At 74.4% G+C, this 21,981-nt stretch carries 24 protein-coding genes; 11 read left to right on the forward strand and 13 right to left on the reverse strand.

Annotated elements, in window-relative coordinates; all coding sequences use genetic code 11:
- Positions 1-49 precede the first annotated feature (49 nt).
- The 4 genes from QUV83_RS07595 to QUV83_RS07610 all read left to right on the forward strand — a co-directional run bounded on the left by QUV83_RS07595 (position 50) and on the right by QUV83_RS07610 (position 2,750).
- Positions 50-1,291 (forward strand): molybdopterin molybdotransferase MoeA, encoded by a 1,242-nt coding sequence (locus QUV83_RS07595; RefSeq protein ID WP_289563591.1) that lies wholly within the window; start codon positions 50-52, stop codon positions 1,289-1,291.
- Positions 1,288-1,914 carry a molybdenum cofactor guanylyltransferase gene (gene mobA, locus QUV83_RS07600; RefSeq protein WP_289563592.1) on the forward strand — a complete coding sequence of 209 codons (627 nt, stop codon included), beginning with the start codon at positions 1,288-1,290 and terminating at the stop codon, positions 1,912-1,914. The genes QUV83_RS07595 and mobA overlap by 4 nt, the downstream gene beginning before the upstream one ends.
- A gap of 93 nt (positions 1,915-2,007) precedes the next feature.
- Positions 2,008-2,253, forward strand: coding sequence for a hypothetical protein (locus QUV83_RS07605; RefSeq protein ID WP_289563593.1), 246 nt, complete (start codon positions 2,008-2,010; stop codon positions 2,251-2,253).
- A 155-nt stretch (positions 2,254-2,408) separates the two neighbouring features.
- Positions 2,409-2,750: a DUF6457 domain-containing protein gene (locus QUV83_RS07610; protein ID WP_289563594.1), complete on the forward strand. Its 342-nt coding sequence runs from the start codon at positions 2,409-2,411 to the stop codon at positions 2,748-2,750.
- 15 nt (positions 2,751-2,765) lie between these two features.
- Here the strand turns inward: QUV83_RS07610 and moaA are convergent, their stop codons facing one another.
- Both moaA and QUV83_RS07620 read right to left on the reverse strand, forming a co-directional pair.
- The gene (moaA, locus tag QUV83_RS07615) at positions 2,766-3,848 is read right to left on the reverse strand and encodes a GTP 3',8-cyclase MoaA (RefSeq protein ID WP_436231894.1); all 1,083 of its coding nucleotides are present in this window, start codon (positions 3,846-3,848) and stop codon (positions 2,766-2,768) included.
- On the reverse strand, positions 3,845-4,327 hold the full coding sequence (locus QUV83_RS07620) for a MogA/MoaB family molybdenum cofactor biosynthesis protein (RefSeq protein ID WP_289563595.1): 483 nt from the start codon (positions 4,325-4,327) through the stop codon (positions 3,845-3,847). Before QUV83_RS07620 ends, moaA begins: the two co-directional genes overlap by 4 nt.
- An 89-nt stretch (positions 4,328-4,416) precedes the next feature.
- Between QUV83_RS07620 and QUV83_RS07625 the strand changes: the two genes are divergently transcribed.
- Positions 4,417-5,187 carry a helix-turn-helix transcriptional regulator gene (locus QUV83_RS07625; RefSeq protein WP_289563596.1) on the forward strand — a complete coding sequence of 257 codons (771 nt, stop codon included), beginning with the start codon at positions 4,417-4,419 and terminating at the stop codon, positions 5,185-5,187.
- Here QUV83_RS07625 and QUV83_RS07630 read toward each other — a convergent pair.
- Positions 5,178-5,885 carry an alpha/beta fold hydrolase gene (locus tag QUV83_RS07630; protein WP_289563597.1) on the reverse strand — a complete coding sequence of 236 codons (708 nt, stop codon included), beginning with the start codon at positions 5,883-5,885 and terminating at the stop codon, positions 5,178-5,180. The two genes, QUV83_RS07625 and QUV83_RS07630, sit on opposite strands and share 10 nt — an antisense overlap.
- A gap of 94 nt (positions 5,886-5,979) precedes the next feature.
- Between QUV83_RS07630 and QUV83_RS07635 the strand changes: the two genes are divergently transcribed.
- Positions 5,980-6,471 (forward strand): DsbA family protein, encoded by a 492-nt coding sequence (locus QUV83_RS07635; protein WP_289563598.1) that lies wholly within the window; start codon positions 5,980-5,982, stop codon positions 6,469-6,471.
- A gap of 16 nt (positions 6,472-6,487) precedes the next feature.
- Here QUV83_RS07635 and QUV83_RS07640 read toward each other — a convergent pair whose 3' ends face one another.
- Positions 6,488-8,203: an alpha/beta hydrolase gene (locus QUV83_RS07640; protein WP_289563599.1), complete on the reverse strand. Its 1,716-nt coding sequence runs from the start codon at positions 8,201-8,203 to the stop codon at positions 6,488-6,490.
- Positions 8,200-9,564, reverse strand: a complete 1,365-nt coding sequence (gene nhaA / locus QUV83_RS07645) for a Na+/H+ antiporter NhaA (protein WP_289563600.1) — start codon at positions 9,562-9,564, stop codon at positions 8,200-8,202. Before nhaA ends, QUV83_RS07640 begins: the two co-directional genes overlap by 4 nt.
- 110 nt (positions 9,565-9,674) lie before the next feature.
- On the opposite strand from nhaA, the gene QUV83_RS07650 reads away from it, so the two are divergent.
- Positions 9,675-10,487 carry an SDR family NAD(P)-dependent oxidoreductase gene (locus QUV83_RS07650; RefSeq protein WP_289563601.1) on the forward strand — a complete coding sequence of 271 codons (813 nt, stop codon included), beginning with the start codon at positions 9,675-9,677 and terminating at the stop codon, positions 10,485-10,487.
- Positions 10,488-10,514: 27 nt separating this feature from the next.
- On the opposite strand, the gene QUV83_RS07655 is transcribed toward QUV83_RS07650, so the two are convergent.
- Positions 10,515-10,958: an HIT family protein gene (locus QUV83_RS07655; RefSeq protein ID WP_289563602.1), complete on the reverse strand. Its 444-nt coding sequence runs from the start codon at positions 10,956-10,958 to the stop codon at positions 10,515-10,517.
- A gap of 25 nt (positions 10,959-10,983) precedes the next feature.
- Positions 10,984-11,535 (reverse strand): DUF1697 domain-containing protein, encoded by a 552-nt coding sequence (locus tag QUV83_RS07660; protein WP_289563603.1) that lies wholly within the window; start codon positions 11,533-11,535, stop codon positions 10,984-10,986.
- Positions 11,536-11,666: 131 nt separating this feature from the next.
- Here QUV83_RS07660 and QUV83_RS07665 point away from each other — a divergent pair, with 131 nt between their 5' ends.
- Complete coding sequence (locus QUV83_RS07665; protein ID WP_289563605.1) at positions 11,667-12,425, forward strand: alpha/beta hydrolase; 759 nt, start codon at positions 11,667-11,669, stop codon at positions 12,423-12,425.
- A gap of 78 nt (positions 12,426-12,503) precedes the next feature.
- Here the strand turns inward: QUV83_RS07665 and QUV83_RS07670 are convergent, their stop codons facing one another.
- From QUV83_RS07670 to QUV83_RS07680, 3 genes are all read right to left on the reverse strand, one after another.
- Positions 12,504-13,073, reverse strand: coding sequence for an NYN domain-containing protein (locus QUV83_RS07670; RefSeq protein ID WP_289563606.1), 570 nt, complete (start codon positions 13,071-13,073; stop codon positions 12,504-12,506).
- Between the two features lie 107 nt (positions 13,074-13,180).
- Positions 13,181-14,644, reverse strand: a complete 1,464-nt coding sequence (locus tag QUV83_RS07675; protein ID WP_289563608.1) for an endo-1,4-beta-xylanase — start codon at positions 14,642-14,644, stop codon at positions 13,181-13,183.
- Between the two features lie 117 nt (positions 14,645-14,761).
- On the reverse strand, positions 14,762-15,655 hold the full coding sequence (locus QUV83_RS07680; protein WP_289563610.1) for an FKBP-type peptidyl-prolyl cis-trans isomerase: 894 nt from the start codon (positions 15,653-15,655) through the stop codon (positions 14,762-14,764).
- A gap of 270 nt (positions 15,656-15,925) precedes the next feature.
- Here QUV83_RS07680 and QUV83_RS07685 point away from each other — a divergent pair, with 270 nt between their 5' ends.
- The gene (locus tag QUV83_RS07685; RefSeq protein WP_289563612.1) at positions 15,926-16,432 is read left to right on the forward strand and encodes a flavodoxin domain-containing protein; all 507 of its coding nucleotides are present in this window, start codon (positions 15,926-15,928) and stop codon (positions 16,430-16,432) included.
- 22 nt (positions 16,433-16,454) lie between these two features.
- On the opposite strand, the gene QUV83_RS07690 is transcribed toward QUV83_RS07685, so the two are convergent.
- Positions 16,455-17,360, reverse strand: coding sequence for a serine/threonine-protein kinase (locus QUV83_RS07690; RefSeq protein WP_289563614.1), 906 nt, complete (start codon positions 17,358-17,360; stop codon positions 16,455-16,457).
- Positions 17,361-17,625: 265 nt separating this feature from the next.
- Here QUV83_RS07690 and QUV83_RS07695 point away from each other — a divergent pair, with 265 nt between their 5' ends.
- Positions 17,626-18,786: a ferrochelatase gene (locus tag QUV83_RS07695; RefSeq protein ID WP_289563735.1), complete on the forward strand. Its 1,161-nt coding sequence runs from the start codon at positions 17,626-17,628 to the stop codon at positions 18,784-18,786.
- Positions 18,783-19,532 carry a hydrogen peroxide-dependent heme synthase gene (gene hemQ, locus QUV83_RS07700; protein WP_289563615.1) on the forward strand — a complete coding sequence of 250 codons (750 nt, stop codon included), beginning with the start codon at positions 18,783-18,785 and terminating at the stop codon, positions 19,530-19,532. Before QUV83_RS07695 ends, hemQ begins: the two co-directional genes overlap by 4 nt.
- 9 nt (positions 19,533-19,541) lie before the next feature.
- Here hemQ and QUV83_RS07705 read toward each other — a convergent pair whose 3' ends face one another.
- Positions 19,542-20,630, reverse strand: a complete 1,089-nt coding sequence (locus QUV83_RS07705; RefSeq protein ID WP_289563616.1) for an LLM class flavin-dependent oxidoreductase — start codon at positions 20,628-20,630, stop codon at positions 19,542-19,544.
- A 58-nt stretch (positions 20,631-20,688) separates the two neighbouring features.
- Positions 20,689-21,963 carry a Glu/Leu/Phe/Val family dehydrogenase gene (locus QUV83_RS07710; protein WP_289563617.1) on the reverse strand — a complete coding sequence of 425 codons (1,275 nt, stop codon included), beginning with the start codon at positions 21,961-21,963 and terminating at the stop codon, positions 20,689-20,691.
- Positions 21,964-21,981 lie beyond the last annotated feature (18 nt).

Consider the following 21,981-nt stretch of genomic DNA (forward strand, 5'->3'; position numbering starts at 1 on the left):
GCGACGAGGGTCCTAGGGGCCCTCCGCGTCGGCGGCTAGCGTGGGCGCCATGCCGACGCACGAAGGTCCCCGCACTGTCGCCGACCACCTGGCGGAGGTGCTCGCGCTGGTCGCGGCCCTGCCGCCCGTCTCCGTCCCGCTCGACGACGCGCTCGGCCTCGTCCTCGCGCAGGACGTCACGGCGCCCGAGGCGCTGCCGCGTTTCGCCAACTCGGCGATGGACGGCTACGCGGTGCGGGCGCATGACGTGGCCGGGGCCTCGGTGGAGCACCCCGTGACCCTGCCGGTCGTGCTCGACCTGCCCGCGGGCGCCGACGCGCAGACCGCCATCGCCCCGGGGACCGCCGCGCGCATCATGACCGGCGCCCCCGTGCCCCCCGGCGCCGACGCGATCGTGCCCGTCGAGGCCACCGACGCGGGCGTCCAGACGGTGGTGATCACCGCCCCGGCCACCCTGGGCGCCCATGTGCGCCGTGCCGGGGAGGACGTCGCCGCCGGCGCCGTGGTGCTCGCCGCCGGCGAGGAGCTGACCCCGTACCGGATCGCCGCGATCGCCTCCGTGGGCCGCGCCGAGGTCCTGGCCCACCGGCGCCCGCGGGTGCTCCTCATGTCGACGGGCTCCGAGCTGGTCGTCCCCGGGGAGGCCATGCGCCACGGCCAGATCCCCGACTCCAACTCCTACCTGCTCGCCGCCGCCGCCCGGGCCGCAGGCGCGAGCGTGGTGCGGCTCGGCGCCGTGCCCGACGACGCGGACGCGCTGCGCGCCGCCCTGGGCGCGGACCGCCCCGAGGTCGACCTGGTCATCACCTCCGGCGGTGTCAGCCAGGGGGCGTACGACGTGGTCAAGGAGGTCCTCATCGGGCTGCCCCAGATGCGCTTCGTGCCCGTCGCGATGCAGCCCGGCAAGCCGCAGGGCCTGGGCCGGCTCGAGGACGGCACGCCGGTGCTCGCGCTGCCCGGCAACCCGGTGAGCGCCTTCGTGTCCTTCGAGGCCTTCGGCCGGCCCGCGCTGCTCGCCCTGCGCGGCCTGACAGGCGCCGCGCTGCACCGCCCGCGCGTGCGCGCCCGCGTCACCGAGGGCTGGTCCTCGCCCCGCGGGCGCGAGCAGCACATCCCCGTCGTCCTCACCGAGGGCGAGCACGGCCTCGAGGCGCGGCCCGCGGCGAACCGGGGATCCGGGTCGCACCTGGTGGCCTCGCTGGCGCTCGCGGACGGGCTGGCGATCGTGCCGCGCGACGTCACGGCGGTGGGCGTCGGCGACGAGGTGGCGGTCGTCCGGATCGCGCCATGAGCGAGGCGGTCCCGCGGGCCGGGGCCTCGGACCCCGAGGGCGTGCCGTTCGACGCGGTGGTGCTCGCGGGCGGGCGGGCCAGCCGGCTCGGCGGCGCGTCCAAGCCGGATGTCGTGGTCCGTGGCCGCCGGATGCTCGCGCATGTGCTCGACGCCGCGCACCAGGCCCGGCAGGCCGTGGTGGTCGGCCCGCCCGCGCTCGAGGTGCCCGCCGGAGTCCGGCTCACGCTGGAGGACCCGCCCGACGGCGGCCCGGCGGCAGGGATCGCCGCGGGCCTCGCGGCACTCGAGGCGCCCGGGGACTGGGTGCTGCTGCTGGCCTGCGACGTCCCACTCGTCGCCGCGGCGGTCCCGCGGTTGAGGGACGTCGCCGCCGCCCGACGCGACGACCCGCAGCTCGACGGGGTGATGCTCGTGGACGCCGACGGCCGCGAGCAGCCGCTCGTCGGGCTCTACCGGCGGGCTGGCCTCCTGGCCGGGCTGGCGCGGCTGGGCGCCGAGCGCGGGGTCCGGGGGGCCTCGGTGCGCGCCGTCCTGGCGGGCCTCCACGTCGAGCGCCTCGCCGACGAGGGCGCGTCCGCCGACGTCGACACCTGGGAGGACGTGCGCCGCGTCGACGGCTGACCCTCGGCGGCTGGGAGTCCGCGCTCTCGGCTCTTGCGCGAGGTGCGACGCGTCCCAGACGCCGGCGACTCCTGGGGATCGGCCGCGGATGCCGTGTCTCCCGAGACCGAGCCCGACCTGATCCAGGCGGAGGCGACGAACGGTCGTGTCGGGTACGTGCGCAAGGCGGAGCTCGACGAGGCGAACGGGTCGACGGCCGCGGAGTCCTTCACCTCGCCCGAGGACGTGTTGAGGTGGCAGGAGACCGAGGGCGCCGAGGACCGCTGGGTGAACGTGTACTCCTCGGTGACGCGATCGGCGGTGATCGGCGCGTTCCTGATCGCCGGCGCGCACTCGTAGCAGGCGATGCCCGCTGCCGACACCACGTGAGGCGCCCCCTGACTCGAGGCGCCCCACCTGGGTCTGACGAGGTGCCCGCACGACCGTCCGGGCGCTCGCCCGTGTCGCGTGGCACGATGAGTGAGAAGCGGCATGTGCGACAGGGGAGGCGCAGCATGACCGGATCCACACCCGGCCCACACCCGGCGACGCGGCTGATCGCCGCGCCCACGACGCCGTTGGCCGCCTGGGCCGACATCCTGGCCCGCGATCTCGGGATCGAGGCGGTCATCGTGGACGAGGACGCGCTGGCCGCCCTCGCCCTGCACGCGGCGCGCAGCGTCGGACGGCCAGGCGCATCGCCGCTCACCGCCTTCTTGGTGGGCTATGCGGCGGGCGTCGGCGCCGGCCCCGTCGCGGACGCGATCGACAGGGCGGACGACCTGGCCACCGACTGGTACGCGCGGTACAACGCGATGGGCGGCCCGCACGACTGGTCGCGGCCCGCTCCGGGCTAGTCCGGCCCGCGACCGCTACCCGCCGATCGCGCTCATCGGCCGATCGGGCTGCAGGAACGACGGGTCGTTGATGCCGTGCCCCGGCAGTTTGCCGGCGACACAGCCCGCGAACGCCCCGACGAGCGCCGTGTCGTCCGCGCCGCCGCGCAGCAGCGCCCGCAGGTCCGTCTCGGTGCGGGCGAACAGGCAGGAGCGGAGCTGGCCGTCGGCGGTGAGCCGCAGGCGGTCGCAGGCCCCGCAGAACGGCGCCGACACGGACGCGATGACCCCGACGCTCGCGGGTCCGCCGTCCACCAGCCACCGCTCGGCGGGCGCCGCCCCGCGCCCCGGCAACGGGGTGAGAGTGAACGCCGCGGCGAGCCGCTCCAGGATCTCCGGCCCGGTGACCATCGAGCTGCGCTCCCAGGTGTGCCCGGCGTCGAGCGGCATCTGCTCGATGAACCGCATCTCGTAGCCGTGCTCGGTGGCGTACCGCACCAGGTCCACCAACTCGTCGTCGTTGACCCCGCGCATCGCGACGGCGTTCAACTTGACGGGCCGCAGCCCCGCGGCGTCGGCGGCCGCGATGCCGGCCAGGGTGTCGGCGAGGCGGTCCCGGCGGGTCAGGGCCAAGAACCGCTCGGGGCGCAGCGTGTCGATGCTGATGTTGACCCGGGCGAGCCCCGCGTCCGCGAGCGGGCCCGCGAGCTTCGGCAGCCGCAGGCCGTTGGTGGTCAGCGACACCTCGGGCGCCCCGTGCGGGCCGCGCAGCGCGGCGAGCGCCGCGACGACCTCCACGACGTCGGGCCGCAGCAACGGCTCGCCGCCCGTGAGGCGCAGCTCCTCGATGCCCGCCTGCTCGACGGCGACGGTGGCGACCCGCACCAGCTCGGCGGTGCTCAGCAGGTCGGAGCCCGCGATCCACGGCACGCCCTCGGCGGGCATGCAGTACGTGCAGCGCAGCGAGCAGCGGTCCGTCAGGGAGATCCGCAGGTCCCGATGGACGCGTCCGAACCGGTCGGTGAGACGCCCACCGGCGCCCAGGGCGCCCGCCGGCGCCGGGTTGTCGGCCGACGCGTCACGGGGGACCGGGTCGGGCAGCGCCACCTGCTGGCTCAATGGTCACCGCCCACGAGCTGGTCGAGCAGATGCGGCAGCAGCGGCGCCAGCACCCCCATGCCCTGCTCCACGGCCTTCGTGGAGCCCGGCAGGTTCACCACCAGCGCGCCGCCCGCCGTCACCCCCGCGAGCCCGCGGGACAACACGGCGGTCGCCACATGGGCCTGCCCCTCACGGCGCAGCGCCTCCGCGAGGCCGGGCAGCTCGCGGTCGATCACCCCGCGGGTGCCCTCCGGGGTCTGGTCGCGGGGCGTCACACCCGTGCCGCCACTGGTGAGGACGACCCGCGACCCGGACGCGAGCGCCGCCTCGAGGGCCGCGGCGACTGAGTCGGCGCCGTCGGGCACCACGACCGGGGCGCCGACGGTGAGCCCGGCGTCCCGCAGCAGTCCCGCGGCGAGCGGCCCGGACCGGTCCTCCGCCTCACCCCGGGAGCACCTGTCGGAGACGACGATGACGGTTGCCTGCGCGGAGTCCATCCCGCCACCGTAGCGACCCCGCAGGGCGCCCCATGACGCCGGGCCGCTGGTCCTAGAAGAGCGCTGACCAGCCGACGGACAATGGACGCATGCCAAGTCAGCCGGTCAGCGCCCATCGAGCGCTTGCCTCGGACAAGCGCATGGCCATGGTCCGCATGCTCCAGCGCTTGGGGCGCCCCCTGGGCGCCGACGAGATCGCGTTCGAGGTCGGACTCCACGTCAACACTGTCCGCGAGCACCTGGACCGCCTCATCGAGTCGGGGCTCGTCACCACTGAGACGGAGCGGCGCCGCACCCGTGGCCGCCCACGCATCCTGTACAGCGCCACCGCCGAGCTGGAGGAGCCGAGCGACGCGAAGGCCCGCGACCAGCTCATCCGGGCGCTCCTCGCCGGGTACTCGACGGCAGGGGCCACTCCGCCCGACGCGGCCGCCCACGCCCACATCTCCGAGTCCGCCGAGCCTGCAGAGCCCGCTGAGGAGTGCGGCCGCGCATGGGCGGCCCAGCTCGCGCAGGAGTCCCCGCCCCTCGGCCACGAGGAGGTCGTGGCGCGCGCGCAGGAGGCCCGGCGCCAGCTCGACGACCTGCGCCGGCACCTGGAGGAGCTGGGCTTCGCGCCCGAGGCCGATCCGGACGCGATGCAGGTGCATCTGCACCGGTGCCCGTTCATCGACCTGGTGGGCCAGTCCTCCGACGTCGTGTGCCAGGTGCACCTCGGGCTGAGCCGCGGGGTGCTGGAGCAGCACGACGGGCCGATCGTGGCCGAGTGGCTCGAGCGCTTCGTCGGCCCGCACCACTGCGTGCTGCACCTCGGCGAGCGCACGGAGTCTGGACGGCTGGACGGCGCCGCTCACTCCTGAGCCCGCACCGCCGCCAGGACGAGCGCCGTGACGGCGTCGGGCTGGGAGAGCGCGATCGCATGCGAGCCGTCGACCTCCACTGTCGTGGCGCCGAGGCGCGCCGCGGCGGCCCGCTGCGAGTCGGGGTGGATCGCGTGGTCCTGCGTGGCGACGGCGAACCATGTCGGCAGGGTCTTCCAGGCGGGCTCCACCTCGAGCACGTCGTTGAGCCCGGCGAGCGCCACGGGGCGCTGGCTCACGGCCAGCAGCGCCGTCTCCTCCTCGGGCAGGTCGGCGGCGAACACCGAGCGGAACTTGTCCCGCTGGATGTACACCTCGGGGCTGTCGCTGCCCGGGTACGTGCGGGGCTCGAGCGACGTGGCCAGCTCGGGGTCGGGGAACTCCGCCACCGAGCCCAGCGCTGAGACGCCGTAGTCGACCCCGAAGGCCGCGACCAGCACCAGGGCTGTGACGTTCGGGGCCTTCGCGCCGGCGTAGGTGACGACCGGGCCGCCGTAGGAGTGCCCGACGAGCACCACGGGCCCCTCGACCTGCGACGCGGCGTTCGCGACGTACTCGCCGTCGTGGGTGAGGCCGCGCAGCGGGTTGGCCAGGGCCTGCGCCGTCACGCCCTCGGCCTGGAGCCGGTCGATCACACGGGACCAGCTCGAGCCGTCGGCGAAGGCGCCGTGCACGAGCAGGACTGTGGGCTGCGGCATGGGACCCTCCCGGGGCATCTCGGACATTCCTCACCTGACAGCAGACCAGGCTCCGCGCAGGGCGGCAAGGCGAGCCGCGGGGCATGCTGGGCGGATGGCGGCTGAACAGTTCCGTGGTGACGCGGGCGCGCCGGTCACGGTGGTGGAGCACGGGGACTTCGAGTGCCCGTACTGCCATGCGGCGGCGCCCGTGCTGGCGAGCCTCGTCGAGGGCTCAGGCGGCAGGGTGCGGCTGCTGTGGCAGGAGTTCCCGCTGTTCGAGATCCACCCGCACGCGTTGGCGGCGGCGCTGGCCGCGGAGGCCGCGCGGGCTCAGGGGCTGTTCTGGCCCATGCACGATCTGCTGTTCGCCGATCAGGACGCGCTCGACGACGAGTCGCTGCGGGGCCGCGCGCGGAGCCTGGGCCTCGACCCCGGGAGCGTCGTGGGGGAAGCGGCGCAGCGGCACGCCGACGAGGTGTCCCGTCAGTACCGCGCAGGCGTCGCGGCCGGGGTGCGGGGGACGCCCACGCTCTTCATCGACGGGCGCCTCTACACGGGCAAGCTGACGCTCGCCGACCTGCGGGCGGCGACAGGGCTCGACTGACCTGGCGCCGGTCCGCTCACCCGGCGCCCGAGGCGTTGCTGCCCGCCGGGTCGACGCTTGAGCGGGCCATCTCCTCGCGGAGCAGCGCGGTGTCCTCATCGGTCCACCCGGGCGGGGGAGCGATGGCCGGCCAGGCGCCGGAGTACGCGAGCCGGTAGCGGTGGCCGTGGCCGTCCGGCACGTCCTGCGCCAGGAACAGGTCGATCGTCACGTCGAAGAACGTCGCCACGGGGAACCAGCGCACGCTGGGCAGCACATCCGGCCCGCGGGGCTCGCGCAGCCAGTCGGGCTGGTGCAGCAGCAGGTCCGGGGACCACCACACCACGCCGTCGGACGCGTGCTGCACGTACAGCACCCGGGGCTCCTCCCAGGGCCCGGGCAGCTCCCAGATGTTCGCCACGGACGCCACGTCCGTGCCCCACCGGACCGCCCGCCCGCCGTCGACCACGGGGCTGATCTCCGGCGAGCCCGGGTCGCGGTGGTCGGTGAGGTACGCCCACTCCTCGGTGAAGCTCGGCGTGCCGACCCACAGCGCGCCGTCGGTGCGGGCGCGCAGGTCCTGCAGGCCGGAGAAGGCTCCCTGGCCGCCGTAGCTGCCGAGGGACTCCCCGAAGACCAGCAGCAGCGGCCGGTCGCCCTCGGGGCGGTCCGACCAGGCCGCGTGCACCGCCTCGAACAGGGCCTTGCCCGCGGCGGGCGGCGTCGACCGGTCGGAGACGAAGCTGACCCAGCTGGGGACGAACGAGTACTGCATCGCGGCGATGGCCGTGTTGCCGCCCCAGCTCAACTCCAACGCCTCCGACATCGACGGGTCGACCCAGCCGGTGCCGGTGGTCGTGGCCACCACGAGCACCTCCCGATCCCAGGCCCCCGTGCGATCCAGCTCGGCGACGACCTGCGCCGCGACCTCTGTCAGCGTCTCGCCGGCGTCCAGGCCCGCGTACACCCGGACGGGCTCCCGCACCGCCAGTGGCAGGCCGGTGCGCTGCGCGAAGACCTGGAGGTCGTCGACGCCCGGCCCGCCGGACACGAACGTGCGGCCCTGCTGGCCCAGGGAGTCCCACGACACCCCCGACCCGGGCGACCCGCTGCGCTCCGGCTGCGTCGGCTGCTCGACGCCCGGCTCGGTGGTCCTGTCCACCCGCGCGTACGTCGCGCGCAGCCCGCCGATGAGCCAGTGCGACAGCGCGCCGTCGATGGCCAGCACCGTCAGCACCGCGATGAGCACCGCGGCGATCGCGCGGCTCAGCACGGGCGGCGCCCAGCGGCCGAGCAGCCGGCCCAGCACCCGGGCCACCGCGCGCAAGCCCCGGGCGATCAGCACCAGGACGAGCGCGACCAGCACCGCGAGCCCGAGCACCTGGAACGAGTGCGCGGACGTGGGCTGCGACATGCCGAACAGGTCGCGGACCTCGCGCTGCCAGGACGCGCTCTCGGCGAGCGCCAGGGGGACGAGCACCGCGGCGGCCAGTGCGAGCGCCCACCACCCGGCCCGGCGCCAGCGCGGGGAGCGTGGCGCGCGCACGCCGATCCCACGGGCCGCCCAGGCGACGGCGACGCCGCAGCCGTACCCGATGGCCGCGCAGATCCCCGCGGCGGCGCCCTGGAACACGGGCGGGCGGGGGATGAGCGAGGGGCCGAGCGTCGCGGCGAAGAGCACCAGGGCGCCCGCCAGGCCGATCGGCGAGAAGGCCCGCAGGAACGCGAGCGCCCGTGCCCGCAGCCCGCTCACGCGTTGCGCCACGGGGTCGGGGGCAGCGGCGGAGGCTCATCGGACTCGGGCGAGCACAGCGGCAGGCGCTGCCCCAGCTGCCGCAGCACCACGGTGCCGAGCACCGCCGCCAGCAGCGACCCTGCGAGCACGCCGATCTTGGCCTGCTCGCGCAGCGCGTCGTCGTCGAAGGCCAGCTCGGTGATGAACAACGCGATGGTGAACCCGATGCCCGCCAGCATCGCCCCGCCCAGCAGGTGGCCGTACCGGACCCGGCCGGGCAGCTCGCCGAGCCCCAGGCGGATCGCCAGCGTGGACGCCCCGAAGATGCCGACCGCGTCACCGACCACCAGCGCCACGACGACGCCCAGCGTCACAGGCGAGGTCATGGCCGCGCGGAGCGCCTCGGCGTCGAGGGGGACTCCGGCGTTCGCGAGGGCGAACAGGGGGACCACCACGTAGGCGCTCCACGGGTGCAGGCTGCGTTGCAGCCGCTCGCCGGCGGGCACCGCGGCGCGGGCGGCCAACTCGGTCAGGTGCTCGCGGTCGGCGGTGGTCTCCGCCGCGAGATGGTCCGCGTACCGTGCGACGACGTCGACGTGCTCGCGCGCCGAGGGGCGCACTGGGATGAGCAGCCCCAGCAGCACGCCCGCGAGGGTCGGGTGCACGCCGGCGGCCAAGACCGCGCACCACAGCAGCACGCCCGCCACGACGTACGGGGCCAGCCGCCACACGTTCAGCCAGCGCAGGGCGAGGATGCCCACCAGCACCACCGCCGACGCCGCCAGGGCCCACACGTCGATCGTGTCGGTGTAGAAGACCGCCATCACCGTGATCGCGCCGATGTCGTCCACGATGGCCAGGGTCAGCAGGAACAGCCGCAGCCGGTCGGGGCACGCCGGGCCGAACAACGCGAGGATGCCCAGCAGGAACGCGGTGTCGGTGGACATCACGATCCCCCACCCGTGCGCGGCCTCGGTGCCCGCCGTGAACGCCAGGTACAGCAGCGCCGGGACGGCCATGCCGCCGAGCGCGCCCAGCGCGGGCACCGCCACCGTGCGCTTGTCCCGCAGTTCCCCGCTGGTGACCTCGCGGTGGATCTCCAGGCCCACCACCAGGAAGAAGACAGCCATCGCGGCGTCGTTCACCCAGTGGTGCAGGTCCAGCTCGAACTCCGCGCCGCCGATGGACAGCCCTGCGGGCGTGGACCACAGCGCCTCGTAGGACGCCGACCACGGCGAGTTGGCCCACGCCAGCGCGACGAGGGTCGCGGCGAGCAGGAACACCGCGCTGCCGGCCTCCGTCGTCAGGAAGCGCAGCACCCCGGGGTTCATGTTCGGCAACCGCACCCGCAAGGGCGGCCCGGGGCTGGCAGAGACCACCAAGCGACCTCCGTTCGGCGACGCGTGCCTCCAAACTCTCAGCCGCGAGGACAGTGCGCGAGCGGGCGCCGGGCGACGCGTCGCCGCACGCCATGGGAGACCATGGGCCCATGGCTGACACACCGCAGACAGCACTCGTCACCGGCGCCGGTCGGGGGATCGGGCGCGCCATCGCGCTCGGGCTCGCCTCGGCGGGATGGTCGGTCGGCCTCGTGGGCCGCACGCGCTCGCGGTTGGACGCGGTCGCGGAGGAGTGCGTCGCGCTCGGCGTGGACGCGCCCGTCGCCGTCGCCGACCTGGTGGACCCGGACGCCGCCCACGCCGCCGTCGCCGAGGTGCTCGATGCCTTCGCGCCGCGCGGCGGCCTGGGCCTGCTGGTCAACAACGCCGGGGTGGTCGAGTCCGCCGAGCTCCCGTTCGCGCAGGACGACCCCGCCGACATGTGGCGGGTCATCGAGGCGAACGTCCGCGGCCCGCTGCTCGTCACCCATGCGGTGCTGCCCGGCATGCTGGCCCGCGGCGCCGGGCGCGTGGTCAACCTGAACTCCGGCGCCGGGCACCGCCCGATGCAGGCCTACACCGGGTACGCCATCAGCAAGGGCGCCGTCGCCCGGCTCACCCGGCTGCTCGACGCGCAGTACCGCGACGCCGGCCTGCGCGTCTTCGACCTGGCGCCCGGCGTGGTCCGCACGGACATGACCGCCTCGATGCCCACGCATGACGACCGCACGGAGTGGACGCCCGTGGAGGCGGTCGTCGAGTTGGTGCAGGCGCTCGGCGCCGGCGAGCTCGACGTGCTCTCCGGGCGGTTCATGCGCGCCGGCGCCGACACCCCCGCGTCGCTGCTCGCCGAGGCCGATCGGGTCGTCGCGGCGGACGCCCGGGTGCTGCGGCTCGCCGACCTGGCCGAGCTCCGCGAGTAGCTGAGCCCGGGGACCTCGGGGCCGGGCTCAGCCCGGGGAGCCGAGCGTGGCCGGGACGTGCTCGCCCTGGCCCTGCCCGCGCAGCGTCTCCCGGACCCTCTCCGCGGCGGCGTCGAGCTCTGCGGCGGGCACGTCGTGGCGCGCGTTGGCGAACGTCAGGCTCTGCTCGTCCCACGCCGGGAGCACGTGCAGGTGCAGGTGCGGCACTTCGAAGCCGGCGGTCAGCAGCGCGACGCGCGGGGCGTCCCACGCCTCCTGCTGCGCCTTGCCGATGAGCTGGGCGACCCGCACCAGGTGCGCGAGGACGTCGGCGGGCGCGTCGGTGATCTGGACGATCTCCTCGCGCGGGACCACGAGCGTGTGCCCGTCGGTGATGGGCGCGATGGTGGTGAAGGCGACGGCGACGTCGTCGGCCCACACGAAGCGGCCCGGGATCGCCCCGGAGATGATCTGCGAGAACACGGTGGCCATGTCGCCAACTTAGCCCGGGCGGCGCTCAGGCACGCGCGCGCAGCAGCTCCTGGACGGCGAGCACCGTGCGCCAGTTCCGGCCAGTGCCGGGCTGCCCCGCGGCGCGGTCGAGCACGTCGGGCGTCAACCGGGAGCGGCCGATGCCGTCGGGGTAGTGCGCGTAGGCGTGCGCGCCGTCCCACACGACTCGCTCCGCGCCGTGGCGGCTCGCGTCGAGCATGGGATCTCGCACCGGGTCGGCGTAGAAGACGACCAGGACGTGGCCGGGATCGGCCCGGGCCTCGTCGTCGAAGGGGTTGGCGGCGATCACGGCGTCGATCTGCGCCGAGGTGCGCACCACCACGTCCACGTCGAGGGACAGCCGCTCGCGCAGGCCTGTGGCGATGGCGGCGGACACCGTCGCCGGGTCGAACGCCCCCGTGCCCTCGCTGACGACGAAGACGGCGTTCCCGCTGTTCAGGTGGGTGGCGATGTCGCCGTGGCCGAGCTGCTCGAGGACGGCGCGCAGGTCCGCCATGGGGACCTTGCGCCGTCCGCCCACATTGACCCCGCGCAGGAGGGCCGTCGCCGCCGTCATGCCAGTGAGCATGGCGGCGCCGCGCGGTCGGGACAAGCAGGGCCAAGACGGCAACCCCGTGGATGGCGGCATCGCCGCCGAATGGGTGAACACCCTGGCGTCGGCGGGCCTGCGACCAGTAGGAATCCGCTATGTCCCTCTCGATGCGAACCCGGCCCCTCGCGCTCAGTGTGGTAGCGCTCCCACTCCTCCTCGCCGTGTCGGCCTGCGACACGACGGCCGAGCCCGCCGCCGAGGGCTCCGCGCCCGCCGCGACCACCGCCGGCCCGCGCGCGATCGACACCCCCGACTGCGCCCCCGAGGGCGCCCGGGCCGTCGTCGCCGGCACGGAGGACGACCCCGCCATCATCGTCCTGCTCGGAGACGGCCCCCAGGGGATCGTCTTCGCGCCCCAGTCCGGCGCCGACTACTGCCAGTGGGCCGACGAGCTCGCGCGGTACGCGGGGGAGGGCTACCGCGTCGCGTCGTTCGCGTGGAGCGAGGACGGGGCCCTGGCCGTCGAGGCGGCCGTCGACGTGCTCCGCGGCGAGGGCGCCGAGGACGTCGTCCTGGTGGGCTCCTCGAAGGGCGCCGGATTCGTCGCCGGCCTCGCCGACGACCTCGAGCCCGCACCGGCCGGCGTGATCGCGCTGAGCCCCGGGGTCGAGGTCGAGGGCGTCGACGCGACGTCGGCCAACAGCGCCTACACCGGGCCGCTGCTGGTGATCGCCAGCGAGACCGACGGCTCGATCCGGGCGTCCGAGTCACGGCAGGTGGCCCGCGCCGACGACCCGGCCACCTACGTCGAGCTGCCCGGCGGCGCGCACGGCGTCGCGATCTTCACCACCGACGCCGGCCCGCAGGTCATCGACCAGATGGACGCGTTCATCGCCGCCGCATTCACGTCGTGACAGCCGGACGCGCGTCGTGACGGCCCGCGCGCGCGTCGTGACGGCCCAGGGGTGGGCCGCACGACGCGCGCCGGGACGTCAGAGGTAGCGCAGCGGGTCGAACTCGTCGAGCGGGATGATCCGCAGGCGCGGCAGCTGCACGTTGAACGCCTTGACGTCCGTCTCCAGGTCGAACACCTGGAGGCCGCGGTCCTGGAGCTGCGCGAGCCCGGCGTTGGTGAACTCGCGGAAGGCGAGCAGCCCGACCCGGCGGTCGCCGCCGAGCAGGTCGTCGACCTCGGGGATGAAGTCGCCGTCATGCGACGCGAGCAGCACGTCGCCGTCGCGGTCGGCCAGCGCCGTCAGGGTGCGCTTGATGCCGATGTCGACGACCTTCTCGTACGACTCCCCGGCCAGGGGGATCGGCTGGAAGCCGATCGCGACGAGGGCCTGCACGAAGGACATCGGCATCGTGCCGTTGGAGGCGTTGAGGAAGAACAGGCCCTTCACCGGGTTGCCCCAGGCGCGCTCGGCGAAGTCGAGGATCCGCTCCCAGCGGGGGCGCTGCTCCGGGGTGGGCCGGCCGTTGAGGATCGACGAGCCGAGGGTGGCGTCGATGTTCTCGCCGTCGACTAGGACGTAGGTGGTGCGACCTTCCCCGTTCTGCATCGGCACAGCGTACGACGCGCGGCCGTGCGCCGGGCGCGGGTCGCCCCACACGCGAGGTCCCGCCCGGCGCCCGGTGGTGACGGGGCGCCGGGCGGGACCGGGCGGGCTCAGGCGACGGTGCAGGTCGCCCCGTTGAGCGTGAAGGCGCTCGGAGCCGGGTTCGACCCGGTGTGCGAGGCATTGAAGCCGAACTGCGCGCTGCCGTTCGCCGGGATCGACGCGTTCCAGGCGGCGTTCTTAGCGGTCACCTGTGAGCCCGACTGCGTGGTCACCGAGCTCCACGCCTGCGAGATCGTCTGGCCGCCCGAGAAGGACCACGCCAGCGTCCAGCCGTTGACCGGTGTGCTCGAGGTGTTGGTCACCGTCACGTTGCCGGTGAAGCCGGTGTTCCACTGGTTCACCGAGTAGGCCACGCGGCACGATCCGGTCCCGGTGGGCGGGGTCGTGGGCGGGGTGGTCGGGGTGGACGTCGGCGTGACGGTGGGCGTCACCGTGGGCGTGACGGTCGGTGTGGGCGTCCCCGTGGTCCCGCCCAGCGCCGTGGCGATCGCGTTGTACGCGGGCTTGGCGTTGTAGTTGTTGTCCCAGACGAGCGCGGCGCCCTCGCCGGGGAACACGTCGGGGATCCACGAGTACTTGTCGGTGATGCCCCACAGCGTCACGCCCTGGCAGCGGCTCACCGCCCCGCAGATCTGGAAGACGCGCGAGTAGTCGGCGGCCTGCGCGGCGAGCTTCGAGGAGTCGGACGGCGTCGACATGCGGATGTCGAGCTCGGTGATGCGCACGTCGACGCCCAAGTCGGCGAAGCGCTGCAGGTTCTGCTGCATCGTGGACGGCACCTGGCCGACGATCAGGTGGGCCTGGAACCCGACGCAGTCGATCGGCACCCCGCGGGCCTTGAAGTCGCGCACCAGGTTGTAGATCGCTGTGCTCTTGGAGTTGACGCCATCCGTCGAGTAGTCGTTGATGCAGAGCTTCGCGGCCGGGTCCGCCGCGCGGGCGGTGCGGAACGCGGTCTCGATGTAGCCGTCGCCGAGCTTCTGCTGGAACACGGACTGCCGGCGCGATCCGTCGTCGTTGAAGGCCTCGTTGACGACGTCCCAGGAGGTGACCTTGCCCTGGTAACGGCTGGCGACGGTGGTGATGTGGTTGTTCATCGCGCTCGTGAGCTGCGCGGCGGTGCCCAGGTTGGACACCCAGCCCGGCAGTTGGGAGTGCCAGACGAGGGTGTGGCCGTACAGCTCCTTGCCCGTGGTCTGCGCGTAGTTCGCGACCTGGTCGGCGGCGCTGAAGGTGAAGTTGCCCTGGCTGGACTCGGTGGCGTCCCACTTCATCGCGTTCTCGGCGACGACGAGGTTGAACTCCGCGTCGGCGATGGCCTTGTACTGCGACTCGCTCAGCCGGTTGGGGTCCAGGGCGAACCCGATGTCCTTGCCCTTCGCGTCGGCCAGCGACTTGAGCGTGGTGGCCGCGACGGAGGGCAGGGCGAAGGCGGTGCCGATCAGGAGCGCCGCGGTGGCCACGGCGGCTGCCACACGTGGCGCCCGGGGTGTGGTGCGGGTCGGTGTCATGGCGGGGAGTCCTCCTCGTTGAGGTCAGGCGATCGCCGTGCAGCCTTGCGTGCACGCCAGTTGGACACCAGGGGTGAATCGTTTTGCATATCGTTGTCAACATCGATATCGACAGCGCTACGGCTGGCCCACCAGGTCCATCACGATCGCCACAGCCGGGTTGCCGCCGCCGTCGCCGGGGAGCTGGACCAGCACCCGGCTCCCCAGCGGGACCCCCGCCAGGCCGGCGAACGCGCGATCGGCGGGCGACACCAGGAACTGCTCCGGAGCCCCCGACTCCCAGGAGTTCCCGGCGCTGGCCCCGTTCCAGTCCACCGCCGCGTACTGCGCGATCACCGGCCCCGGCGACACCGACGGGCCGGTGCCCCGCGCGAGCACCGTCGTGACGACCTCGGTGGGGGGAGCCGAGCCAGGCGGCACGGTGACGCTCGCCGGGCCGCCCAGCGCGCCCGTCACCCGCGGGGCCACCGTGCCGGCCGCGACCGGGTTGGGCCACGCGTCCGGCTGGCCGCCCGACGTCCTGCCGTAGGAGCCGACGACGTCCACCACCAGCACCACCGTCTCGTCGGGGGACTCGGCATGCCGGGCGGCGTCCCCCGGGGCGGTGTAACCGACCTCCGGCGGCACCGACAACAGCACCCGGGCGCCGACGCGCAACCCCGACAACGCCTCGCCCCAGCCCGGCGGCAGCCCCGGAAGCGACGCCACGAGCGGCGCGCCGCCGTCATAGGAGCTGTCGAGCTCGGCGCCATCCCACACCTGCGCCAGGTAGTGCACCAACACCAGGCCGCCCGGCTCCACGGCGCCCCCGTCGCCCGGCTCCACCACCTCCGTGGTGAACTCCCGCGGCGGCGCGGACGCGGGGAAGCGGATCTCCGGACGGCTGCCGACGTCGCCCAGCACCGTCGGCAGGGCGGTGCGCCGTGAGGAGTCCAAGCCGCTCACACAGGAGGCGAGCAGCAACACGATGGCGAGGGCCGCCCCCAGCAGGGCGGCGGGTCGAGTGCTCATCTGGGCTCCCGGACGACAGTCCGCCGGTCGGTCCGGCCGGGGGGAGGCACGCGCCCGGACGCGCAGTCCGGGCCTCTTCAGCATGCCCCTTTCCTCCCAGTCCCGCCTGCCCGCCGTGGCGCTGGGGGACGGCGCCGCGGGGAGGCCCGCCGGCGCCCTCCTCGCAGGCGCAGGGACCTCCGGCCCACGTGTCGAGGCAGGTCGGGACGGACGATGTTCTGCAGAGCCGGGCTGCGGGGGCAGGGCACAGACGAGCAGGAGGTGCACGCGATGAGGATCTTGGTGACGGTGGCGTCCAGGCATGGGGCCACGCGTGAGATCGGGTCGGTGGTGGCGCGAGTGCTCACCGAGGCAGGCCACGCTGTGGACGAGCTCGACCCGGAGCAGGTGGCGGACGTGCGCGACTACGACGCGGTGGTGCTCGGGTCCGCGGTCTACACGGCGCACTGGCTCCCGGCCGCCCGCGCGCTCGCCGAGCGCTGCGCGCAGGACCTCGCGACGCGGCCCGTGTGGCTGATGTCCTCGGGGCTGGCCACGCAGCCTGCCGCGTCAGCCAACTCCCCCCACGAGGTGACCCAGATGCGCGAGGCACTGGGCGCCCGCGCGCACCGCAGCTTCGCCGGCCGGTTGATCCGCAGCGAGCTCACGTTCGCCGAGCGGGCACTCATCTCGGGCGCCCGCGCCCGGGAGGGGGACCACCGCGACCTCGACGCCGTGGCCGCGTGGGCGTCGCAGATCGCGGGCGAGCTCGCGGCGCTGGCCCCGGCGCACGCCTGAGCCACCGGCCCGACGGCCGTCGTCAGCCGAGTCGCGCCGCCACGCGGTCCCAGATCGCGGGGCGGCGCAGCCGGCGGAGCTGCTCGGCGACCTGGTCGGTGGTCGGGCGCTCCTCGGGGGTCGCGGCCGTCATCGACCGCAGCAGCCCGGCCCAGGCGGGGCCGAACGTGTCCGGCACCTCGGGGGCGTCGAGCAGGCGCGCGAGCGAGCTGGCCAGCGCCTCGCCGGGGTACGCGCGGCGGCCGGTGAGGCACTCGAGCAGCACCAAGCCGAGTGAGTAGACGTCGGACTGCGGGCCGAGCGGCCGCCCGAGCGCCTGCTCGGGGCTGAGATAGCTGGCCGTGCCGAACGTGGGGCCGCCCTCGGCGCCCGGCGTGGTCGCGCCGTCCATCGACTGGGCGATGCCGAAGTCGGCCAGCTTCGTGGAGGTCAGCGGCGCCTCCGCATCGCCGCTGAGCACGGCGTCCCGGGCGACGAGCACGTTGGCCGGCTTGAGGTCGCGGTGCACCACGCCCAGCGCATGCGCGTGCCCGAGCGCCTCGGCGAGCTGGCGGCCCACGTCGGCGACCTCCGCGGGCGGCATCGGCCCGGCGTCGATGTGGTCGCGCAGCGTGCGGCCCTCCACGAGTTCCATGACCAGGAACGCGAGCGGCTCACGCGCCGGGCCGAGGTCCGCGCCGACGTCGAGCAGGGCCACGAGGCCAGGGTGCGCGAGGCTGCCGAGCATGCGGGCCTCATCCGCGTAACGGCGGATCTCGCGCGGCGCGACGCCGTCGAGTGAGAAGACCTTGATGGCCACCGACCGGGTCAAGCGGCTGTCAGTGCCGCGGAAGACTGTGCCCATCCCCCCGTGGCCGAGGGGGCCGTCAACGCGGTAGCGGCGGCCGAGCACGCACCCGACCAGCGACCCGGGGTCGATCCTGTGCACCGGTCCGCGCTCCCTCGATCGTCGTCTCGACCCACTCCTCGACGGTAGGAGCAGTCATGGGCCCGCGCATCCGGGGCAGCCCGCCGCAGCGGGGGATCACACTGTCGCGCACGTCCCTGGGCGGCCTGATCTGACGTCCTGTCTCGACAACATCACGCAGGCCCCCGGGGCATCTGGAGGCGGGCGCCGCAGGCTCCGGCGCCATGATGCACAGGTGGACTCGACGACTGCGCACCCCAGTTCCGCCGCGCCGTACGACGCCCTGATGCTGTACTCCTTCGGCGGCCCGAACGCCCCCGAGGACGTGCTGCCCTTCCTGCGGAACGTCACGCGCGGCAAAGACATCCCCGACGAGCGGCTGGCCGTCGTGGGCCAGCACTACGCCCAGTTCGGCGGCCGCAGCCCCATCAACGAGCAGAACCTGGCGCTGGTCGACGCGCTGCGCGCCGAGCTCGAGCGCCGTGGCCTGGACTTGCCGGTGGCCTGGGGCAACCGGAACTGGGAGCCGTACACGATCGACGCGCTCACCGGGCTGCGCGAGGGCGGCGCCCAGCGCGTGCTGGCCATCGTCACCAGCGCCTACGGCTCGTACTCGGGGTGCCGCCAGTACCGGGAGAACCTCGCGGCGACCCTCGTGGAGATGGGCGCGACCACCCCCACCGGCGACGACGGCAGCGCCGGGATCGTCGTCGACAAGCTGCGCCACTACTTCAACCACCCGGGCTTCGTGCAGGCCAACGCCGACGCCGTGGTCGAGGCGTATGAGCGGCTCGCGGAGCGCACCGGCGATGACGTCGCGACGCTCGCCCGCAATGCCCCGCTGGTGTTCGTCACCCACTCGGTGCCGGACGCGATGGAGGAGGGGTCCGGCGCGCAGGCCCCCAGTTACCGCGCGCAGCACCTCGACGTCGCGGGGCTCGTCGCCGCGCAGGTCGGCGAGCGCCTCGACGCCGACGTCGAGTGGACGCTCGCGTACTGCTCGCGGTCGGGCCCGCCCAGCCAGCCGTGGCTCGAGCCCGACGTGAACGACCTGCTGAGCGAGCGGGCCGCCGCGGGCATGCGCGCCGTCGTGCTGTCGCCGATCGGCTTCGTCTCCGACCACATGGAGGTCGCGTTCGACCTCGACACCGAGGCGCTGGCCACCGCCCGCGAGCTGGGCGTCGTCGCGGAGCGCGCCGGCACGGTGTCGACGCGCCGCCCGTTCGTCGAGGGCATCGTGGACCTGGTGCTCGAGCGCGCGGCGGCGGAGCGCGGCGAGGACGTCGAGCGGGCCGTCGCGGGTAGCCTCGGCGCCTGGCCGGATGTGTGCCGGCCCGGGTGCTGCCGCATGCGCGCCGGCGAGGACAGCAAGATCCCCGCCGCATGCGGATCGGACCCGGTCCAGGACCCGTTGGTGGACTCGACGACAGGAGCGCAGCACGCATGAGCACGGCACACGCAGGAGCCCCCGAGGGCGGCCACTCCGCCGAGGTCGCCGAGTCGGTCAACGCCGAGATCCGCTACGCGATGTTCTCGGTCTTCGCACTCGAGGAGGCGCTGCCCGAGGACGACCGGGAGCGCGCGCAACTGGTGCGCGAGACGGAGTCGGCCATCACAGGGGACGGCACGGCGCCCGGCGACCTCGTCATCCGCGGCTGGTACGACGTCGCCGGCCTGCGTGCCGACGCCGACCTCATGGTCTGGTTCCACGGCGACTCGATCGAGGCCGTCCAGGGCGCCTATGAGCGGCTGCGGGCCAGCGCGCTCGGCCGCCACGTGGCGCCCGTGTGGTCGGTCGCCGCCCTGCACCGGCCCGCCGAGTTCAACCGCGGCCACATCCCCGCGTTCCTCGCCGGCGAGCCCGCGCGCGACTACCTGTGCGTGTACCCGTTCGTGCGGTCCTACGAGTGGTACGTGCTGCCCGACGCGGAGCGCCGCGCGATGCTCGTCGAGCACGGCCGCGCCGCCAAGGACTACGCAGACGTGCGCGCCAACACGCTCGCCGCGTTCGCCCTGGGCGACTACGAGTGGATCCTCGCGTTCGAGGCCGACGAGCTGCACCGCATCGTGGACCTCATGCGCGAGCTGCGCGCCACGCAGGCGCGACGGCATGTGCGCGAGGAGGTCCCGTTCTACACCGGGCCCCGCGTGACCCTGGCCGAGTGGGCCGACCGGCAGCCGCGCGAGGCCTGAGGAGCCGTCTCAGGCGGCCGGGTCGGGCAGCAGGCCCCACCCGTCCGCCAAGGCCTCGAGCGTGCGCACCCGGGTGGCCACGTCGTGGGTGGTGCTGGTGACGAGCAGCTCGTCGGCGCCCGTGCGGCTGACGAGCGCCTCCAGCTCGGCCACCGCGCGCTCTGCGGTCGTGGCGACCTGGGTGCCGGGGGACTGGGCGAAGAAGTCCTGGGCGGCTTGTGGGTCCAGCGCGGCCAGCAGCTCCTGTGCGTCCTGCGGCGAGACCACGGGCCCCAGCCGCCCGGTGCGCAGGCTCAACGCCATGACCCGGCTCGGCCCGGCCAGGTGGGCGGCCTCCTCCTCGGTGTCGGCGATGATGACCGACGCCGAGACCATCAGATGCGGCTGGTCCAGGACCTCCGACGGGCGGAACGCGGCCCTGTAAGCGGCCGCGGCCTCCTGGGTGCGCCCCGTCGAGAAGTGGCTCGCATAGCTGAACGGCAAGCCCAGCTCACCGGCGAGCTGCGCGCTGAACAGGCTCGACCCCAGCAGCCACACCTGCGGGGTGGACTCCTGGGCCGGGGTGGCGATGAGGCGCCGCGCCGCTGAGGAGCGCCGTCCTGCGGGGTGGTCGAGCAGCCCGAGCAGGTCGATCAGCTCCCGGGGGAAGTCCTCGGCGCCGAGCCCCTCGACAGTGCGCCGCAGCGCCGCCGCGGTCATCGGGTCCGCGCCGGGCGCCCGCCCGATGCCCAGGTCGATCCGGCCCGGGTGGAGCGCCTCCAACATCGCGAACTGCTCGGCGACCACCAGCGACGGGTGGTTCGGCAGCATCACCCCGCCGGAGCCGACGCGCACCCTGCGGGTGGCGCTGGCGAGGTGGCTGATGAGCACGGCGGGGCTGGTGGAGGCGACCGCGGGCATCGAGTGGTGCTCAGCCACCCAGAAGCGCAGGTAGCCGAGGTCGTCCGCGCGGCGGGCCAGCGTGGTGGAGTCGAGCAGCGCGTCGCGGCTGGTGGAGCCGGCGCTGACGGGGGCGAGGTCCAGCACCGACAGGGGCGGGCGGACGGCAGAAGAGCTGGGCTGACTGGGCTGGCTGGGCGCGGGGTTGGGCTGGGTCACACCGGGCCAACGCCGACGGGAGGCGCTTGCTTCCCGTCGGCGCGGGCCCGGGTGGACGTCAGGGGTACAGCCCGCGGATCTGGTGCGCCTCGGCGACGCGCCGCACCCCGATGGTCAGGGCCGCGTCACGCAGGCTCAGCCCCTCGGCGCGCGCCACCTGCGCGACGTTCGCGTAGGAGGCCAGCATGCGCTGCTCGAGCCGCTCCTCGATCTCCGCCTCCGTCCACCAGTACGTCTGGTTCGCCTGCACCCACTCGAAGTAGGACACGACCACGCCGCCCGCGTTGGCGAGGATGTCGGGCACCACCACGATGCCGCGATCGGCGAGGACCTGGTCCCCGGCGCCGGTGGTGGGGCCGTTGGCGCCCTCGACCACCCAGCGGGCCTTCACGGTCTGGGCGGTGACCTCGTCCAGCACGCCCTCCACGGCCGCCGGCACCAGCACGTCCACGTCGAGGGCCAGCAGCGCGTCGTTGTCGATCGGGTCGCCGCCGGCGAAGCCCACCACGGAGCCGGTGGCGGTCACGTGGGCGGTCAGCGCCGCGACGTCCAGCCCGTCGGCGGCCTGCACCCCGCCGTACTGGTCGGAGACGGCGATGACGCGGGCGCCCGCGTCGGCGAAGAACCGGGTCGCGTGCGAGCCCACCTTGCCGAAGCCCTGCACCGCGATGCTCACGTCCCGCAGGTCGACGCCGGCGTCGGCCAGCGCCGCGCGCGCCGAGTGCACCACACCGCGCGACGTGGCGGTGGCCCGCCCCAGGGAGCCGCCCATGGCCACCGGCTTGCCCGTCGTCACGGCGGGGATCGTGTACCCCTTGTTGACCGAGTAGGTGTCCATCACCCACGCCATCGTCTGCTCGTCGGTGCCGATGTCGGGCGCCATGATGTCCCGCTCGGGGCCGATCATCGGCATGATCTCGCTGGTGTAGCGGCGGGTGACCCGCTCCAACTCGGCCTGCGAGTACTGCCGGGGGTCGATCGTCACCCCGCCCTTGGCCCCGCCGTAGGGCAGGTCGACGACAGCGCACTTCCACGTCATCCACATCGCGAGCGCGCGCACCTCGTCCGGGTCGACGCCCGGCGCGTACCGCAGCCCGCCCTTGCCCGGCCCCCGCGTGATGTTGTGCTGCACGCGGTAGCCCGTGAACAGCTCCGTCCGGCCGTCGTCACGGCGCAGCGGGATCGCCACTGTGATCTCCCGGCGGGGGGTCGCGAGCATCGCGTGCAGCCCCTCGTCGTACCCCAGGATCTCGATGGCCGACGAGAGCTGGGCATGAGCCGTCGCGAGGGGGGAGCGCCCTGCGAGCGTGGACGACGAATCGGTCACCGTCATGCGGATGTGCCTCCTGAG

Origin of the sequence: Cellulomonas cellasea (assembly GCF_030372105.1) — a bacterium.
In the GTDB taxonomy this organism is placed as follows: domain Bacteria; phylum Actinomycetota; class Actinomycetes; order Actinomycetales; family Cellulomonadaceae; genus Cellulomonas_A; species Cellulomonas_A cellasea_A.

Bases quoted from the DNA above. Each gene is read 5' to 3' on its own strand.
- QUV83_RS07595 (WP_289563591.1), top strand. From the start codon at position 50: ATGCCGACGCACGAAGGTCCCCGCACTGTCGCCGACCACCTGGCGGAG.
- mobA (WP_289563592.1), top strand. From the start codon at position 1,288: ATGAGCGAGGCGGTCCCGCGGGCCGGGGCCTCGGACCCCGAGGGCGTG.
- QUV83_RS07610 (WP_289563594.1), top strand. From the start codon at position 2,409: ATGACCGGATCCACACCCGGCCCACACCCGGCGACGCGGCTGATCGCC.
- QUV83_RS07620 (WP_289563595.1), bottom strand. From the start codon at position 4,327: ATGGACTCCGCGCAGGCAACCGTCATCGTCGTCTCCGACAGGTGCTCC.
- QUV83_RS07625 (WP_289563596.1), top strand. From the start codon at position 4,417: ATGCCAAGTCAGCCGGTCAGCGCCCATCGAGCGCTTGCCTCGGACAAG.
- QUV83_RS07630 (WP_289563597.1), bottom strand. From the start codon at position 5,885: ATGCCGCAGCCCACAGTCCTGCTCGTGCACGGCGCCTTCGCCGACGGC.
- QUV83_RS07635 (WP_289563598.1), top strand. From the start codon at position 5,980: ATGGCGGCTGAACAGTTCCGTGGTGACGCGGGCGCGCCGGTCACGGTG.
- QUV83_RS07650 (WP_289563601.1), top strand. From the start codon at position 9,675: ATGGCTGACACACCGCAGACAGCACTCGTCACCGGCGCCGGTCGGGGG.
- QUV83_RS07655 (WP_289563602.1), bottom strand. From the start codon at position 10,958: ATGGCCACCGTGTTCTCGCAGATCATCTCCGGGGCGATCCCGGGCCGC.
- QUV83_RS07660 (WP_289563603.1), bottom strand. From the start codon at position 11,535: ATGACGGCGGCGACGGCCCTCCTGCGCGGGGTCAATGTGGGCGGACGG.
- QUV83_RS07665 (WP_289563605.1), top strand. From the start codon at position 11,667: ATGTCCCTCTCGATGCGAACCCGGCCCCTCGCGCTCAGTGTGGTAGCG.
- QUV83_RS07670 (WP_289563606.1), bottom strand. From the start codon at position 13,073: ATGCAGAACGGGGAAGGTCGCACCACCTACGTCCTAGTCGACGGCGAG.
- QUV83_RS07675 (WP_289563608.1), bottom strand. From the start codon at position 14,644: ATGACACCGACCCGCACCACACCCCGGGCGCCACGTGTGGCAGCCGCC.
- QUV83_RS07680 (WP_289563610.1), bottom strand. From the start codon at position 15,655: ATGAGCACTCGACCCGCCGCCCTGCTGGGGGCGGCCCTCGCCATCGTG.
- QUV83_RS07685 (WP_289563612.1), top strand. From the start codon at position 15,926: ATGAGGATCTTGGTGACGGTGGCGTCCAGGCATGGGGCCACGCGTGAG.
- QUV83_RS07695 (WP_289563735.1), top strand. From the start codon at position 17,626: ATGCTGTACTCCTTCGGCGGCCCGAACGCCCCCGAGGACGTGCTGCCC.
- hemQ (WP_289563615.1), top strand. From the start codon at position 18,783: ATGAGCACGGCACACGCAGGAGCCCCCGAGGGCGGCCACTCCGCCGAG.
- QUV83_RS07710 (WP_289563617.1), bottom strand. From the start codon at position 21,963: ATGACGGTGACCGATTCGTCGTCCACGCTCGCAGGGCGCTCCCCCCTC.